Genomic DNA, 15,313 nt, shown 5'->3' on the forward strand with positions numbered 1-15,313 from the left:
GCGGATTCTGTGAAGGTTCGCATTTTCAGATTCGGCTCGTAGCAGGAGTCTAAGCAGGGAAAATCATGCCCATTGCTTCGCTGGCTAGCGAGGTGCGAGTCAGATATGCATTGGCCGCCGGGTCATTCACGGCCGTCGGCGTAAAGCAAGGGGCATGATATGGCGAAACAGTCGTCCAAGGCGCCGGCATCCAAGACACCGGCGAAGAAATCACCTGTGAAAGCGGCTACGGCGAAGGTCGCGGCGGCGGTGAAGAAAGCGGAACCAGCTGCCAAGGCGAAGGCGGCAGGAGCCAAGGCCGCGGCGAAGCCGGCGGCAAAGGCGGCTTCGGCTAGCAAGCCAGCGGCCAAAGCGGCGGCGAAGCCAGCAGTGAAGGCGGCGACAAAGCCGGCGAAAGCGGCAGTAAAGACAGCGCCAGCCAAGGCGGCGGCAAAGCCAGCGCCAGCAAAGGGAGCGGCGAAGACCGCGCCAGCCAAGGCGGCGGCAAAGCCAGCGCCAGCAAAGGCAGCGGCGAAGACCGCGCCAGCCAAGGCGGCCGCCGCAAAACCCGCCGTCAAGAAAGCGACGACCGCGACAGCGGTTGCAAAGCCGGCTGCCAAGGCAGCGCCGGCCAAGAAAGCGGCTGCCCCGGCGGCAACGAAGCCCGAAGTGAAGAAGGCTGCGGCGCCGAAGGGCAGGGCCACATCTGCAAAGGCCGAGGCCACACCGGCAAAGGCAAAGACGCCAGCCAAGACGTAGCACAGGCTTCACCAAAGCACCGCGTGCCCTCCCGAGGGGCGCGCGGGGCGACCCCGACCCTGTAGCTGGCGCATGCCCTTCCGACAAAACGGACCCGGTTCACGGTCCATGTGCGAGAACATGTGCACAATGGGTCAGATGCGCCGCGCCGGACAGGCTGCCACGTTTGCCCAACTGGTGCGGGTGCTCTGACGCGTCCGCCCAGTGCAAGCACCCGAAATGCGGGCGCGACCTCGTTTCTGGACGTCCTTTTCCTGGAGCGTGGCCGTTGCCTGCCAGCCGGTCCCGGTCGACAGTCCAGGCCGCCAACAGGAAACGCATCATGCCCAGACTGCTCTACGCCTCTGCTTCTCCGTATAGCTCCAAGGTGCGCATGGCCGCCGCCTATGCCGGCATTGCCATCGAACTGGCTGCAACGAAGACGGAGGAGAAGCCAGCGGCCCTGATGGAAGCCAATCCGCTCGGCAAGATTCCGGTGCTGGTGCTTGATGATGGCCGCTCCATCCATGACAGCCGCGTCATTACCCAATATCTCAACAGGCTGTCGAAGAGTGCGCTGTTTCCACGTAACCCTGACAAGCGGCTGGAGGCGGAAGTGCTGGAGGCCATGGCCGACGGCATTTGCGATTGCGCATTGTCGATGGTCTACGAGCGGCGTATGCGGCCCGAGGAAATGGCCTATCAGCCTTGGCTCGATCGCCAGTGGGCGAAGATCACGGCTGCGCTCGATCTGCTGAACGCCAATCCGCCAAAACTGCCGAGGAAGATCACCGCCGGGCAGATGGCCCTGCGCGCCTGCCTCGGCTATCTTGCGCTGCGCTTCGCCGGCAAATGGGAAAAGGGCCGCGCCAGGCTGACCAGATGGATGGCCCGCTTCGACCAAAAGTTTCCAGAGCTGAAAGCCTGTATTCCGTCCTGATCGCTCCGACAGAGCGCAGCGATTGCCACAAAAAAAGCCGGGCGCGAGGCCCGGCTTTTCGTGTCGTCGCTAGAACGACTTAGAACTTCATGCCAACGCCGAAGGTAACGCGGTTATCGGTGGCCTTGACCTTGCCGATGCCATCAAAGCTCTTGCTGCCGAAATCGGTGTAACGATATTCGACGCGACCGAACACATTGTCGGTGAGCTTGATGTCGGTGCCGACGCCGGCCGTCCAGCCAAGCATGGTCGCGCGGTCCGAGCCGTACGTGTTATCTTCAACCTTCAAGCTCCTTCCGGCAAGACCGCCGGTACCGTAGAGCAGGATTTCCGGCGTCATGGCATAGCCGAGACGGGCTCGCAAGGAGCCCTCGAAGCCGGCCTTGGAATTAACGCCACGCTCATCGCCCTTGACGCCATTATAGCCGAGTTCGCCTTCAGCACCGTAGACGAAGTTCTCCTGCTGCCACTGATAGCCGCCGAAGACGCTGCCGACGAAACCCTTGGTACCGACGTCAACGTTGTCGATACCCAGATCCTTCTCCTTGGTATGGCCGCTGAAACCATAACCAACGTTAAGACCGGCATAAGGACCGGCCCAGGACGCGACGGGCAGTTCAGCTATCGGCGCGGGTGCCGGCGGTTCCTCGGAAACGACGTCCGCGGCATAGGCAGTTCCAGTAAGGGCGAAGAGGCCCAGAGCTACGGCCAGCGGCCGTGCAAATTTGAGATCGGCTTGCATTGTTCTTTACTCCTTAAGCCACAGGACACAGGCTTTTTTCTCACGATCGCCATCAACCCGTCCGGGGGGTGAAACGGATCTGGCGTTCGTCGGTTCCAAATGTCGTGTCAAAATGCGGCTGAAGCGAACCTGAACTTGGGTCATTCCCCGGCGCGAATGAGGCCGAACCTTGACGTTGCATCTTCGCAACAGCGAGATGTCAGTAGATCATCCGTGTTGCGCTGCACGCCGCTTGGTACAAGGACTCTGGCCACCTATATTTGGGCGGCGATCGTGCCACCGGGAATGCGTTTGGTGGCGAGATTGGCCTCATCGCCACAGTGCTGCCCAACGTGCGAACGCCGTTTAACGGATGGAGGGCCATAATTCGCCGGCGGGGTATTTTTCGGACCACAATTGAGGGTTGACAGCGAATGAGCAAAGCCACTGGCACCGCGCTTGTGACGGGCGGCGCGAAAAGGATCGGCAGGGCGGTCGTCCAGGATCTAGCCGGCCATGGTTTCGCCGTTGCCATTCACTGCCACCGCTCGCGCGACGAAGCCCAGGCGCTGGCCGACGCGATCGTGGTGGCCGGTGGCCGCGCGGCGGTGGTCGCCGCCGACCTTACCGACATGGGCGCCGCCGGCGATCTTATCGGCCAGGCGGAAGCGGCCCTCGGACCCGTGTCGTTGCTTGTCAACAACGCATCCCTGTTCGAGGACGATTCGGTTCTGGATTTCGACTGGAAGGCCTGGGACCGACATTTTGCCGTCCATGTGAAGGCACCGGCCCTTCTGGGCCGGGATTTTGCCCGTGCGCTGCCCGAGGGGCAGGAGGGACTGATCGTCAACATCATCGATCAGCGTGTGTGGCGACCTACCCCACTTTATTTCTCCTATGCGCTGTCGAAATCGACCTTGTGGACGGAAACTCAGATGATGGCACAGGCCCTTGGGCCGCGCATCCGCGTGAACGGCATCGGTCCGGGGCCGGCCCTGAAGAGTGCCCGCCAGGACGCAAGCGATTTTGCCGCGCAGGTCGATGGCTTGATCCTTGGGCGCGGCCCTCAATTGGCTGAATTCGGCGCCACAATCCGTTATCTCTGGGAAGCGCGGTCGATCACCGGCCAGATGATCGCGCTTGATGGCGGCCAGCATCTTGCATGGCAGACGCCCGATGTGACAGGCATGGCGCAATGAGTCCCACCGATCAAAAAAACAGGCCACGCCAGGGCGACGACATGCCTCCTGACGTCGAACTCGACGTCGAGGATGAGTCGCTGGACGAAATCGTCGAACCCGTCGGCCCGGACGTCGCCTTCACCGCCATCGACTGGACGCCGCATGCCGGCGACGCCGAGGGCATGGTCGGCGCCGAAGTGATCCAGACGCTGGTCAAGCGGCTGCCCAACGCACCCGGCGTCTACCGGATGATGAACGCCGCTGGCGACGTGCTCTATGTTGGCAAGGCGCGCAGCCTTAAGAAGCGCGTCACCAATTATGCGCAAGGGCGATTCCACACCAATCGGATCGGCCGCATGGTGCGCGAGACGTCGACGATGGAGTTCGTCGTCACCCGCACCGAGATCGAAGCACTGCTGCTCGAAGCCAATCTTATCAAGCGCCTACGGCCCAGATTCAATGTGCTGATGCGCGACGACAAGTCGTTCCCCTATATCCTCCTGACCGGAGATCACGTCTCACCCGGCATCTACAAGCACCGGGGCGCGCGCTCGCGCAAAGGCGACTATTTCGGCCCGTTCGCTTCTGCCGGCGCGGTCGGGCGCACCATCAACTCGCTGCAGCGCGCATTCTTGCTGCGAAGCTGCACGAATTCGTTCTACGAGAACCGCACGCGTCCCTGCCTGCTTTACCAGATCAAGCGCTGCGCGGGCCCCTGCACCGGCGAGATATCGCATGTCGAGTACGCTGAACTGGTCGCCGAGGCGAAGGACTTTCTCTCCGGCCGCAGCCAGAAGGTGAAGACGGAAATTTCCGCCGCCATGCAGCAGGCCTCGCAGGACCTCGATTTCGAACGCGCCGCCATCTATCGCGACCGACTCGCGGCGCTGTCGCATGTCCAGAGCCATCAGGGAATCAATCCGGCGACTGTCGACGAGGCAGATGTTTTCGCCATCCATCAGGAGGGCGGACAGGTCTGCATCCAGGTGTTTTTCTTCCGCACCGGCCAGAACTGGGGCAATCGCGCCTACTTCCCCAAGGCAGATCCGGCGCTGGAGGCGGCGGAGGTGCTGGGCTCGTTCCTGGCGCAGTTCTACGACGACAAGCCGACGCCGCGCGTCATTCTGCTCTCGCATGGCGTCGAAGACCAGGAACTGCTTGCCGAGGCGCTATCGACCCGCGCCGGTCGCAAGGTATCGATCTCGGTTCCGCAACGCGGCGAGAAGAAGGACCTGACCGACAACGCTTTGCAGAATGCGCGCGAAGCGCTCGGCAGGCGGCTGGCCGAAACATCCACGCAAGCTCGTCTTCTTGCCGGATTCGCCGAGACCTTCGGCCTGCCCAAGCCGCCGGTGCGCATCGAGGTCTACGACAACTCGCACATCATGGGCACCAATGCCGTCGGCGCCATGGTCGTCGCCGGGCCCGAGGGCTTCGTCAAGAATCAGTATCGCAAGTTCAATATCCGCTCGACCGAGATCACGCCCGGCGATGATTTCGGCATGATGCGCGAAGTGATGGAGCGGCGATTCTCGCGGCTTCTAAAGGAGCATGGCGATGGCGGGGTGGTCGACGAAGCTGCGGGGGAGGATGACGTCGAAGACGACCTTTCCGGCGGCTTCCCGGCCTGGCCCGACGTGATCCTGATCGACGGCGGCCAGGGACAGATGACGGCTGTGCGCAAGATCCTCTCCGATCTCGGCATCGAGGATCGGGTCGTGGCGATCGGTATCGCCAAGGGACAGGATCGCGACGCCGGCCGCGAGCGCTTCTTCGTCAAGGGCAGGGATTCGTTTTCGCTGCCGGTCCGCGATCCCGTGCTTTATTTCGTCCAGCGCCTGCGTGACGAGGTGCATCGTTTCGCCATCGGTTCGCATCGGGCGCGCCGCAAGAAGGAGATGGTCAAGAGCCCGCTCGACGAGATCAGTGGGATCGGCCCGGGCCGCAAGCGCGCCCTGCTGATGCATTTCGGAACAGCCAAGGCGGTCAGCCGCGCCGCCATCGAGGATCTCAGAAAGGTCGGCGGTATTTCAGAACAGGTTGCGAAGCTGGTCTACAATCATTTTCACGAGAGTTGATGCACATCGCTCAAAAGTGTGTAGCGGTTTTGGCACGGCACCGTGCATCATGCCCTGGGCGCGGCTTACGGTATTTTTGGCTGGCCAGTCGATTCTGGCCTGTTGACCCCCTACACCAGCTTCTGATTTGAGTAGGCAGGCAGAAAGAGTTCCCCGACATGGCCAAGCGCGCATTCAACCTGCCCAACATGCTCACCTACGCCCGCATCGTCGCGGTGCCGCTGGTGGTCCTGTGCTTCTTTCTCGAAGGCCATCTGAAGTCCAGCGACTTCGCCCGCTGGTCGGCGCTGATCATATTCCTGCTGGCCAGCATTACCGATTATCTGGACGGCTATCTGGCGCGCGCCTGGCAGCAGACGTCCAACATCGGCAAAATGCTCGACCCGATCGCCGACAAGCTGCTGGTCGCAACCTGCCTGCTGCTTCTGGCCGCCGACACCGACCGCCATGCCGGCATTGCCGGTTGGTCGCTATGGGCGGCGATCATCATCCTGTGCCGCGAGATCCTCGTCTCGGGACTGCGCGAATATCTGGCGGCGCTCAAGGTTTCGGTGCCGGTAACGCAGCTTGCCAAATGGAAGACCGCGATCCAGATGGTCGCCATCGCGTTCCTGCTGGTCGGACCGGCCGGCGACAAGATCTTCCCGCTGACGACACAAACCGGACTGGTGCTGCTATGGATCGCTGCCCTGGTTACGCTCTACACCGGCTATGACTATTTTCGCGCCGGCCTCAAGCACATCATGGACGAATGAGATGACCACCCGGCTCATCTACTTTGCCTGGGTGCGAGAGCGGATCGGCATGCCGGAGGAGGATGTCGAATTGCCTGAGGGGATCGACACCGTCGCCGACCTCCTACGCTGGCTGAAATCGCGTGGCGAGGCATACGAGCATGCGCTGCAATATCCAGACGTGATCCGCGTCGCCATCAACCAGGAACATGTCGACCACCGCGAGAAAATATCGGGCGCGCGCGAGATCGCGCTGTTCCCGCCGATGACCGGGGGCTGATCGATGCCGGACGGCCTGGTGCCAAAGGTGCGGATTCAGCACCAGGATTTCGACATCGCCGCCGAGATCGCCAGCCTGACGCAGGACCGCACCGACATCGGCGCCGTGGTGACGTTCTCCGGCCTTTGCCGCGACGAAAAGGGCACGCTCTCGGCCCTGGAACTCGAACATTATCCCGGCATGGCGGAGGCGGAAATCAAGCGCATTGCGGCCGAAGCTCTTACGCGCTGGCCGTTGCAGGGGCTCACCGTCATCCACCGGCACGGCAAAATCCGGCCGGGCGAGAATATCGTTCTCGTGGTCACTGCGTCGACCCATCGCCAGGCCGCGTTCGAGGCGGCGGACTTCCTTATGGATTATCTCAAATCGCGTGCGCCCTTCTGGAAGAAGGAGCATCGCGCTGACGGCTCTGAGGGCGGCTGGGTCGACGCCAAGGATACCGACGCCAACGCCGCGCGCCGCTGGCCGTCATCCGAATAGGGTAAGGGCTGGCCAATCTGCTGGCCGAGTGTCGGCCGGGGACCGGATTGGACATTTCCAGTCTGGGTCAGGGAGCGTGTGGCAACGGGGGCTTTTCGATGCGCCGCTGGCCGGGCATAAGAAAAAGGGCCGGCGCGGTGCCGGCCCTTTCTCTTGTAATCCAGCAAGTTCGGCTCAGCCGACGACTTCGGTGTCCGAGAACCAGTACTTGATTTCCTGCGCTGCGGTTTCCGGCGCATCGGAACCATGCACCGAATTCTCTCCGATCGACATTGCGTGCACCTTGCGGATGGTGCCTTCGGCGGCATTGGCCGGGTTGGTGGCACCCATCACTTCGCGGTTGCGCGCAATGGCGTTCTCGCCTTCCAGGACCTGCACGACGGTCGGGGCCGACGACATGAACTCGACCAGTTCGCCGAAGAACGGGCGATCCTTGTGCACAGCGTAGAATCCTTCGGCCTCGCGGCGGCTCATCCACACCCGACGCGAAGCGATGACGCGCAGGCCGGCATCCTCCAGCATCTTGGTGATGGCGCCGGTGAGATTGCGCCGGGTCGCGTCCGGCTTGATCATGGAAAAGGTGCGTTCGATCGCCATGGGTCGTCCTTGTGATGAGAATGGGAATTGGGAGTGGCGGGCTCTATACAAGCCGCCCGGCCCATTGCCAAGGGGCGTGGAGGACCGACGAGGCGGACTGAAAGCCGATTGCAGACGGCTACACAGCCGTTCTTTGCTTGCTATAGTGTGCTGTCGGCGCCACGCTGAAGTCGGCGCGAATGGAGACAAACGACCATGACAGACGATCGTCAGGAGCGCATTCGCAAGCGTGCGCACCAAATCTGGGAGGAGGAGGGGCAACCGGCCGGCCATCACGAGCGCCATTGGCGCCAGGCCGCCCAAGACATCGACCGGGATAGCGCCGGGAAACCGTCGAAAGCCACGAAGGCAGCCGCCGCTGGCAAGGCAAAAACTAGTTCCAAGCTAGAAAAGGCCAGCGAACCCAAAGCCAGCAGGCCGAAGGCCGACAAGCCTAAGAAGTCCGCTAAGTAGATCCGGCCGCTTGGCCTTGGTCCGCGGGACGGACCAAGGCCTCCAGGTCTTCAGGCTAAAGCGTCGTGGCGTCACGCCGCTGCGGCAACCTTTCGTCCAAGTCCGCCATGCAGGTCGAGGCAGCGGGAGAACCATTGTGCCACGAGGTCCCCGTCCTCGAGCAAAGTGTAAGGCGTGGCTATGCGTGCCCATTGCAAGGCGCCGAACACAATGTAATCGGGAAACAGCGGCGATGCGCCGCCGATGAATGGCTGCTGAGCGAGCAGGGAGCGTAGCGGCTCAAGGGCGACACGAAAGGCCGCCAGACCGGCGTCTCTCGCGCTAACGACGTCCTCCAGCCTTCTGCCAAGGCGCTGCTCCCGGCTTCGGCGGAAATAGGCGGCGTTCTCCTCGTCCTGCATCTCATACAGGTCCATGATCGCTGCGGTCGTCACATAGGGATGAATGGTCAGCTGGGTCCACCGTTCGACGAAGCGCGCCATCGCCTTGCCGCCTTCGCCGCCAAACAGCGTCGGCAACTGCGGATAGGCCTCATCCAGATAGAGAGCGATGGCGAAGGAATCAGCGACCACCTTTTCGCCGTCGCGTATCACCGGAATGGTCTTCGAGACGCCGCCCTCGACGGTTGGAACCTCAAGAAAGCGCGTCGGCACGCTCGACCGGTCCAGCCCTTTGTGCGCAAGCGACATCGCCACCTTCCAGCAATGCGGGCTGAACGGACGTGTGGCGTCATGTCCGACGAGATCATAGAGCAGAATGGTCATTGGCGTGCGCGTCCTCGCAGGTTAGGTAGGCCCCTTGTCGACGCGTGCCGAGGGGAAGCCATGAGACAGCATTTCATGATGTTCGCGGCCTATAATCAATGGGCCAACAACCGCATCTTCGATGCCGCTGCCACGCTCGACGACGAGGAATACAACCGTGACGTGGGCGCCTTTTTCCGTTCGATGCTCGGCACGCTCAATCATCTCCTGGTGACCGATCGCATCTGGATGAAACGCTTTACCGGAGAGGGAGACGCGCCGACGGCGCTGGATGCGATCATGCATCGGGCCTTGCCCGTGCTGCGCATGACGCGAGAAGCCGAGGACCAGAGGATCATCGACTGGGTCGGCGGTCTAAGCGACATGGCGCTGGCCGGCCGGTTCGCCTATATGACGGTCTCGGACATGCGTACGGTATCGCAACGGTTGGCGCCGGCGCTCGCCCACCTGTTCAACCACCAGACGCATCATCGTGGCCAGGCGCATACGATCTTGACGATGCTCGGCAAGCCCAGCGTGGCGCTGGACTTGATAAACTTCCAACGAACCCCTGAGGGCAGGCAGTACGCCTAGAGACATGCCCGGAGCGCATGGCGCTCCCCTTAGCAATTGCGTCAGTCAAGCCTGGAGCAATCCCGGGAAAACCGTGCCGAAGGCCACCGGTCGACCCGTATTCAGCTATGGACCTCTTTGTTGAGTTGGCTCTGCGTCAAGGCCGCTTCCGCCATAACCCATTGCTTGAACAACTGCACCTTGCGAGCTCCAAAAGACTTTTGCGGGCAGACAAAATACCAGCCGGCCGTGTTCGGATGGTGGACGGCAAACGGAGCCACCAGCCTTTCGGCAAGGATGTCTTTCGACATATAGGCGCGATTGGCGACGGCGAAACCCATGCCGGCATTGGCCGCCTCGTAGGACATCATGCAGGAGTCGAAATAGATGCTCTTGGTTTCGCTGAGCACGAAACTGGCCCCGGCGAAGCCAAGCCATGATTGCCAATTCTGCGTGCAGGTGTCGGAATGCAGCAGGGTGAAGTGCTTGAGGTCGTCGGGTGTGACCTTCGACAGCGGCTTGTCTCCGAGAACCTCATGGAACAGCTTCCGGCTGCACACCGGCGTCAGGTCTTCTCGAAACAGGAGATCGGACGGTAGCCCCTGAAAGTGGCCGTCGCCGTAGCGGATCTCGAGATCGAAATCGGATGTCGTGAACTCATGCGTCGCGTAGGACGTCGAAACCCGCATCACGATATCGGGATATTGCTGCTGGAACAGCGGCAGCCGCGGAAACAGCCAGCGCGCCGCAAAGGTCGGCAGCACCGAAATCTTCAGCACGTGCTCCTGCGACTGGCCTGTCGCCTCCATGCTTGCGGCGACGATCCGTTCAAGCGCCTCGCGAACGCGCGAGACGTAGGTCTCGCCCTCCGGGGTCAGTGAAACGGCGTTGCCGCCACGCAGAAAGATCTTGAATCGAAGCTGATCCTCAAGGCTTTTGACCCGCTGGCTCACCGCCGAAGCGGTGATGAACTGTTCTTCGCCGGCGCGCGTGAAATTACCGTGCCTTGCAGCACTTTCCACGATCTTCAGCGAATTGAGATTGACCTGACTGAGCAGACGCACGGGTTCGACCTTAAGCTGGGCTTACTCTAGCACCAGCATTTCTAATTTTACAGGGGTGGGTGAACTAATCGACTGTTAACCAAGTGTTTTCCCTGTGCTGGAGAAGTAGAATGAACGCCCACACCATCCCCGAACTTCGCTATGCGATGAGCCGTGAAGCGATCATCGGCCACGACACCGCCTGGAAAGTGTCGAGCTTCGGTGTCGCGCAGTTTCTTCATGGCTATGACCAGGCTCTGCTGGCCGCGATCGAGCAAGCCGCTCTAAAACTCAAAGCCAGCCACGCCGTGCACAAGCACCTCGATCTGACCTTCATCACCGGTGCCGACCGGTTCATTCCCGAGATCAAGGAACTGTTGCACGACAAGCTTCGCCTGGAGCGGTTGTCCGACATGATGGGCACCAAGCTCGAGCCGTACCCGCTGTCGATCGTCGGCTCGACCGTCACCTTTATGAATCCCAGGGACGGCGCGGTCGAATGGCATTGCGATGGCGTTCCGGTCACCGAACTCATTCCCCTGTCGATCAGCAATCCGCTCGTTGGCGGCCATCTTGAGATCTATTGCGATGATTCGGAGACCGGGCGCGCCATCCTAGAGTCCGGCCGTCAGATCCCGCGCAACCGGGTGATGCGCATCGACCACAAGATGAACTATGCCACGCTGGGCCAGTTTCTTGGCGTGCTGCATCGTACGGCTCCGATCCAGTTCGGCGAACGCGTCACGCTCGTGCTCAACCAGCGCTCCGTGACAAAACCCTATGTCGATGACAACCGCATGTTCTATCTCGCCGCGGACAATGATCATGACCGCGAATGGGTCAACGAACTTGCCGAGGATGTCTGGACCAATCAGCTGCCGGCATATCGACGGTTCCAGCAGGAGCGTTCCGTGCTGGCTGCTGTCGACGCGCCGGTCACAGCCATGGCCAGGGAGACATGGTAGGCGATCCCGGGCTTCGAAAAGGGAGGCCGGCTCCGGCCCGGCCATGGTGAAGCGCAGGGATGAAGCCCTAAGCGGGACGTGCCGGCTCGGACCGCGGCGCCCGATATCGGCGCTGGGCTTCGCCGCCGGTGCGGTCGCCTTGTGGTCGAGCAACGCGTTGGCCGGCAAGACCTTGTTGGCGAACCATCCGGTGTCGCAGGTTCAATTCCTGCAATTCGCCGGTGCCGCGCTGGTCTTCGCGGTCATCCGGTCGGTTAGCCGGGACAGGGCGCCGCCGCCCGTGGGGCTCTCTGCCATGCTCGTCGCGACGGCTGTCGGCTTTGTCGGTTTGGTCGGCACCATGGTGCTGCAATATGCCGCCTTCGCTTCGGTTCCGGTTATCGAAGCCAATCTGGTGGCTTACACCTGGCCATTGATGGTCGCCGCCGCGGCCATAGTCTTGGAAAATCCGCGGCGCCCGGCACTGCTGGGCCTGGCCGCTGGCCTGGGCCTGGTCGGCGTCGGGCTCGTGATTTCGGGCGGGCGGGCCCATTTCTGGTTGCAAGGACATCCCTTCGGCTATCTCGCCGCCTTCGGCTCCGCGCTGTGCATGGCCTTCTATTCGGTCGCGGTCGGAAGGGTGGCCACCTCGCCGGAGCGGCTATTGCTGCCATCGTCGCTGATCGGTGTCGCCTTGACGTTTCTTTGGTGTGCCTGGGAGGCCGTCCCCTGGCCCACCGGCGCGGACTTTGCACTGGGGCTCTATCTGGGCGCCGGTCCCATGGGGTTGGGATACTATTTCTGGGCGCACGCCTTGAAGCTCGGAGGCAGCGGCAGGGTGGCGGTCATCGCCTATCTCACGCCGATCGCCTCGACCGTGCTGCTGACCTTGTCGGGCGAACGGCTGACGATGACCGCGATCGCCGGAGCTGTCCTGGTCATCGGCAGCTGCATTGCCGTTGGTATGGAGCGTTCGGAGGCCGGAAACCATGGTTGACGACGATGACCTTACCGCGCGCGAGGCCGATCGGTTGATCACGGAGTTCGGCGCCGAAGCGACGCTCCACGCGGCTATGAAGGCGCAAAAGGCAATACAGCAAAAGGACTTCGCCCGTTGCGCCCGCTGGAAGCGTATTCTCGAGATCCTGGCCGACCGAACGGCCGCCAACTCTGCTATTGCGAAGTATTAGATTTTCTAATTTGCACGAGCTCGATTTCCGGTGAAAACACTTCTGCCGAGTCTCGATTCCTTATTGAGGCTTGGCTGTCCGTTGGGGGACAAAAGCCAAAAAGATACACCGACACAAGTCTTCTAAGCATTAGATGACTTTGTCATAAGCAAGGTGAAATAATTGTCTAATATCGATGATAAGACTGTTATCGAGCTGACGGCGGATATTGTCTCTGCCTATGTCGGCAACAATCCGCTGCCGGCGTCCGGGCTGCCCGAATTGATCGCCAGCGTCAGCGCCTCGGTTAGAAAACTGGCAGGCACGGCCGTCGTGGAGAGCCCAAGCCTGGTGCCCGCCGTGAACCCGAAAAAGTCGGTATTTCCCGACTACATTATTTGTCTGGAGGACGGGAAGAAGTTCAAGTCGCTCAAGCGGCATCTCCGGACCGACTATGGCCTGAGCCCCGACGACTATCGGGCGAAATGGAGCCTCCCGCCGGACTATCCGATGGTGGCGCCGAACTATTCGGCGACACGGTCGGCCTTGGCAAAATCCACGGGACTTGGCCGCAAGCCGGCCGCGGCGCCGCTCGCCGTTGCCAAGCCGACCAAGCGAGGCAAGGCCACGGCCTGACGGGTACCCGGACGGGCAAAACCCTGACTACAGCTGACGGCGCCTTTGCGGGCGCCGTTTTCATGCCTTGCGCGGCCAACTGGCCCGCAAGGTCTTGCGAAGCGCCGGTGTCCGGTGCAAAAGCGCCACCATGCTAGTTATCTCTGACCTTTCGCTCCGCATGGCCGGACGCCTGCTTCTCGACCATGCCTCGCTGATCCTGCCGGCCGGCACCAAGGCTGGCCTGGTCGGCCGCAACGGCACCGGCAAGACGACGCTGTTCAAGGCCATCACGGGCGATCTCGCCTCCGAGACAGGCTCGATCAGCCTGCCCAAGAACACGCGCATCGGCCAGGTGGCGCAGGAGGCGCCCGGCACCGAGGATCCGTTGATCGAGATCGTGCTCAAGGCGGACCTTGAGCGCACGGCGCTCCTCGAAGAGGAAAAGACGGCCTCCGACCCAAACCGCATCGCCGATATCCACATGCGGCTGGCCGACATCGACGCGCATTCGGCCGAGTCCCGCGCCGCCACAATCCTTGCCGGGCTTGGCTTCGATGATGCCGCGCAGCGGCGCCCGGCCTCGTCCTTCTCCGGTGGCTGGCGCATGCGCGTCGCGCTTGCCGCGGTGTTGTTTTCCGAGCCCGATCTGCTGCTGCTCGACGAGCCGACCAACTATCTCGATCTCGAAGGCACCTTGTGGCTGGAAAACTATGTGTCGAAATATCCGCACACCGTGCTTCTGATCTCGCATGATCGCGACCTGCTCAACCGCGCCGTCAACTCGATCGTCCATCTCGACCAGAAGAAGCTGACTTTCTGGCGGGGCGGCTATGACCAGTTCGCGCGCCAGTACGCGGAACAGAAGGAATTGCAGGAGAAGGGGCGCGTCAAGCAGGAGGCCGCCCGCAAGCATATGGAATCGTTCGTCGAGCGCTTCCGCGCCAAGGCTTCGAAAGCCAGGCAGGCGCAGTCGCGCATCAAGGCGCTGGAGAAGATGAAGCCGATCGCCGCCATCGTGAACGACACGGTGCGGCCATTCTCGTTTCCAGAGCCCATAAAGACGGTGGCTTCGCCGATCGTGGCGCTGAACAACGTCAATGTCGGCTACACCGTAGGCCAGCCGATCCTGAAGAAGATGACGCTGCGCATCGATGCAGACGATCGCATCGCGTTGCTTGGCGCCAATGGCAACGGCAAGTCGACCTTCGCCAAATTGCTGTCGGGCCGGCTCAAGCAGGAGAGCGGCACCATGACGGTGGCGCCTGGCCTGAAGGTGGCGATATTCGCCCAGCATCAGCTCGACGATCTCCGCCCGGAGGAAAACGCTTACGAGCATGTGCGCCGGCTGATGCCTGAGGCTCCGGAATCCAAGGTGCGCGGTCGCGTCGCCCAGTTCGGCCTGTCGACCGAGAAGATGAACACTCCCGCCAAGGACCTATCCGGCGGCGAGAAGGCGAGGCTGCTCATGGGCCTCTCGGCGTTCGAGGGTCCGAACCTGTTCATCCTCGACGAACCGACCAACCATCTCGACATCGACAGCCGCGAATCGCTGATCCATGCGCTGAACGAGTTTCCGGGCGCGGTGATCCTGATCTCGCATGACCGCCATCTCCTGGAGGCGACGGCCGACCGGCTTTGGCTGGTCAAGGAGGGCGCGGTCAATCCGTATGACGGCGATCTCGAGGACTACAAGACGCTGGTCACCGGCGTATCGGGCGACCGCCGCGGCAAGCGCGAGGCGGACAAGGCCTCGAAGGCCGACCGTCGCCGCGACGCCGCAGCGCGCCGCGCCACTTTCGAACCCCTGGCGAAGGAGATCCGCGCCACCGAGGCGCTGATGGACCGCCTGCGCAAGCGCATCGACGGCATTGAGGACGAACTGGCCAACCCTGCGATCTACGAAAAGGATCCCTCGACGGCGACGCGGCTGGCCAAGGAACGCTCGCAACTCGCGCAAACGCTGGCAGGCCATGAAGAAAAATGGCTGACCATGTCGGCGGAGTATGAGGAAGGTACGGCGGAGTGAGTGCGTAATCTCCCCA

General features: G+C 62.0%; 18 protein-coding genes. 13 read left to right on the forward strand and 5 right to left on the reverse strand.

Translation table 11 applies throughout. From position 1 onward, the window contains the following. Positions 1-122: 122 nt before the first annotated feature. The gene (locus LB513_RS04240) at positions 123-731 is read right to left on the reverse strand and encodes a hypothetical protein (RefSeq protein WP_224662217.1); all 609 of its coding nucleotides are present in this window, start codon (positions 729-731) and stop codon (positions 123-125) included. 329 nt (positions 732-1,060) lie between these two features. Between LB513_RS04240 and LB513_RS04245 the strand changes: the two genes are divergently transcribed. After that, a complete protein-coding gene (locus LB513_RS04245; protein ID WP_224662218.1) occupies positions 1,061-1,657 on the forward strand; it encodes a glutathione S-transferase family protein in 597 nt (198 codons plus the stop codon). A 79-nt stretch (positions 1,658-1,736) separates the two neighbouring features. Here the strand turns inward: LB513_RS04245 and LB513_RS04250 are convergent, their stop codons facing one another. Beyond that, entirely contained in the window at positions 1,737-2,399 is a 663-nt protein-coding gene (locus LB513_RS04250) for an outer membrane protein (protein WP_224662219.1), read from the reverse strand. Positions 2,400-2,812: 413 nt separating this feature from the next. Between LB513_RS04250 and LB513_RS04255 the strand changes: the two genes are divergently transcribed. From LB513_RS04255 to LB513_RS04275, 5 genes are all read left to right on the forward strand, one after another. Further along, complete coding sequence (locus tag LB513_RS04255) at positions 2,813-3,577, forward strand: SDR family oxidoreductase (RefSeq protein WP_224662220.1); 765 nt, start codon at positions 2,813-2,815, stop codon at positions 3,575-3,577. Continuing rightward, positions 3,574-5,637 carry an excinuclease ABC subunit UvrC gene (gene uvrC, locus LB513_RS04260; RefSeq protein ID WP_224662221.1) on the forward strand — a complete coding sequence of 688 codons (2,064 nt, stop codon included), beginning with the start codon at positions 3,574-3,576 and terminating at the stop codon, positions 5,635-5,637. The genes LB513_RS04255 and uvrC overlap by 4 nt, the downstream gene beginning before the upstream one ends. Positions 5,638-5,795: 158 nt before the next feature. Further along, positions 5,796-6,392: a CDP-diacylglycerol--glycerol-3-phosphate 3-phosphatidyltransferase gene (pgsA, locus tag LB513_RS04265; RefSeq protein WP_224662222.1), complete on the forward strand. Its 597-nt coding sequence runs from the start codon at positions 5,796-5,798 to the stop codon at positions 6,390-6,392. 1 nt (position 6,393) lies between these two features. Beyond that, positions 6,394-6,651, forward strand: coding sequence for a molybdopterin converting factor subunit 1 (gene moaD, locus LB513_RS04270; RefSeq protein ID WP_224662223.1), 258 nt, complete (start codon positions 6,394-6,396; stop codon positions 6,649-6,651). Positions 6,652-6,654: 3 nt separating this feature from the next. Next, a complete protein-coding gene (locus LB513_RS04275) occupies positions 6,655-7,131 on the forward strand; it encodes a molybdenum cofactor biosynthesis protein MoaE (protein ID WP_224662224.1) in 477 nt (158 codons plus the stop codon). Positions 7,132-7,305: 174 nt separating this feature from the next. Here LB513_RS04275 and ndk read toward each other — a convergent pair whose 3' ends face one another. Next, entirely contained in the window at positions 7,306-7,728 is a 423-nt protein-coding gene (gene ndk, locus LB513_RS04280) for a nucleoside-diphosphate kinase (RefSeq protein WP_224662225.1), read from the reverse strand. Positions 7,729-7,923: 195 nt separating this feature from the next. Between ndk and LB513_RS04285 the strand changes: the two genes are divergently transcribed. Beyond that, on the forward strand, positions 7,924-8,181 hold the full coding sequence (locus LB513_RS04285) for a DUF2934 domain-containing protein (protein WP_224662226.1): 258 nt from the start codon (positions 7,924-7,926) through the stop codon (positions 8,179-8,181). A 71-nt stretch (positions 8,182-8,252) separates the two neighbouring features. Here the strand turns inward: LB513_RS04285 and LB513_RS04290 are convergent, their stop codons facing one another. Continuing rightward, entirely contained in the window at positions 8,253-8,945 is a 693-nt protein-coding gene (locus tag LB513_RS04290; RefSeq protein ID WP_224662227.1) for a glutathione S-transferase family protein, read from the reverse strand. A 60-nt stretch (positions 8,946-9,005) separates the two neighbouring features. On the opposite strand from LB513_RS04290, the gene LB513_RS04295 reads away from it, so the two are divergent. Beyond that, a complete protein-coding gene (locus LB513_RS04295; protein WP_224662228.1) occupies positions 9,006-9,518 on the forward strand; it encodes a DinB family protein in 513 nt (170 codons plus the stop codon). 101 nt (positions 9,519-9,619) lie between these two features. Here LB513_RS04295 and LB513_RS04300 read toward each other — a convergent pair whose 3' ends face one another. Beyond that, a complete protein-coding gene (locus LB513_RS04300; protein ID WP_224662229.1) occupies positions 9,620-10,561 on the reverse strand; it encodes a LysR substrate-binding domain-containing protein in 942 nt (313 codons plus the stop codon). A gap of 110 nt (positions 10,562-10,671) precedes the next feature. On the opposite strand from LB513_RS04300, the gene LB513_RS04305 reads away from it, so the two are divergent. The 5 genes from LB513_RS04305 (at position 10,672) to LB513_RS04325 (ending at position 15,297) form a co-directional block, all read left to right on the forward strand. Next, positions 10,672-11,505, forward strand: a complete 834-nt coding sequence (locus LB513_RS04305) for a hypothetical protein (RefSeq protein ID WP_224662230.1) — start codon at positions 10,672-10,674, stop codon at positions 11,503-11,505. 43 nt (positions 11,506-11,548) lie between these two features. Continuing rightward, on the forward strand, positions 11,549-12,481 hold the full coding sequence (locus tag LB513_RS04310) for a DMT family transporter (RefSeq protein WP_224662231.1): 933 nt from the start codon (positions 11,549-11,551) through the stop codon (positions 12,479-12,481). Beyond that, positions 12,474-12,674 (forward strand): hypothetical protein, encoded by a 201-nt coding sequence (locus LB513_RS04315; RefSeq protein ID WP_224662232.1) that lies wholly within the window; start codon positions 12,474-12,476, stop codon positions 12,672-12,674. Before LB513_RS04310 ends, LB513_RS04315 begins: the two co-directional genes overlap by 8 nt. 162 nt (positions 12,675-12,836) lie before the next feature. Continuing rightward, positions 12,837-13,289: a MucR family transcriptional regulator gene (locus LB513_RS04320; protein ID WP_224662233.1), complete on the forward strand. Its 453-nt coding sequence runs from the start codon at positions 12,837-12,839 to the stop codon at positions 13,287-13,289. Between the two features lie 130 nt (positions 13,290-13,419). Further along, positions 13,420-15,297, forward strand: coding sequence for an ABC-F family ATP-binding cassette domain-containing protein (locus tag LB513_RS04325; protein ID WP_224662234.1), 1,878 nt, complete (start codon positions 13,420-13,422; stop codon positions 15,295-15,297). Positions 15,298-15,313: the final 16 nt, after the last annotated feature.

The organism is Mesorhizobium sp. ES1-1 (assembly GCF_020164785.1).
GTDB lineage: Bacteria > Pseudomonadota > Alphaproteobacteria > Rhizobiales > Rhizobiaceae > Mesorhizobium.

Coding starts and splice junctions, on each gene's coding strand:
- pgsA (WP_224662222.1), top strand. CDS start 5,796: ATGGCCAAGCGCGCATTCAACCTGCCCAACATGCTCACCTACGCCCGC.
- LB513_RS04310 (WP_224662231.1), top strand. CDS start 11,549: ATGGTGAAGCGCAGGGATGAAGCCCTAAGCGGGACGTGCCGGCTCGGA.
- uvrC (WP_224662221.1), top strand. CDS start 3,574: ATGAGTCCCACCGATCAAAAAAACAGGCCACGCCAGGGCGACGACATG.
- LB513_RS04250 (WP_224662219.1), bottom strand. CDS start 2,399: ATGCAAGCCGATCTCAAATTTGCACGGCCGCTGGCCGTAGCTCTGGGC.
- LB513_RS04305 (WP_224662230.1), top strand. CDS start 10,672: ATGAACGCCCACACCATCCCCGAACTTCGCTATGCGATGAGCCGTGAA.
- moaD (WP_224662223.1), top strand. CDS start 6,394: ATGACCACCCGGCTCATCTACTTTGCCTGGGTGCGAGAGCGGATCGGC.
- LB513_RS04275 (WP_224662224.1), top strand. CDS start 6,655: ATGCCGGACGGCCTGGTGCCAAAGGTGCGGATTCAGCACCAGGATTTC.
- LB513_RS04295 (WP_224662228.1), top strand. CDS start 9,006: ATGAGACAGCATTTCATGATGTTCGCGGCCTATAATCAATGGGCCAAC.
- LB513_RS04325 (WP_224662234.1), top strand. CDS start 13,420: ATGCTAGTTATCTCTGACCTTTCGCTCCGCATGGCCGGACGCCTGCTT.
- LB513_RS04255 (WP_224662220.1), top strand. CDS start 2,813: ATGAGCAAAGCCACTGGCACCGCGCTTGTGACGGGCGGCGCGAAAAGG.
- ndk (WP_224662225.1), bottom strand. CDS start 7,728: ATGGCGATCGAACGCACCTTTTCCATGATCAAGCCGGACGCGACCCGG.
- LB513_RS04245 (WP_224662218.1), top strand. CDS start 1,061: ATGCCCAGACTGCTCTACGCCTCTGCTTCTCCGTATAGCTCCAAGGTG.
- LB513_RS04315 (WP_224662232.1), top strand. CDS start 12,474: ATGGTTGACGACGATGACCTTACCGCGCGCGAGGCCGATCGGTTGATC.
- LB513_RS04285 (WP_224662226.1), top strand. CDS start 7,924: ATGACAGACGATCGTCAGGAGCGCATTCGCAAGCGTGCGCACCAAATC.
- LB513_RS04290 (WP_224662227.1), bottom strand. CDS start 8,945: ATGACCATTCTGCTCTATGATCTCGTCGGACATGACGCCACACGTCCG.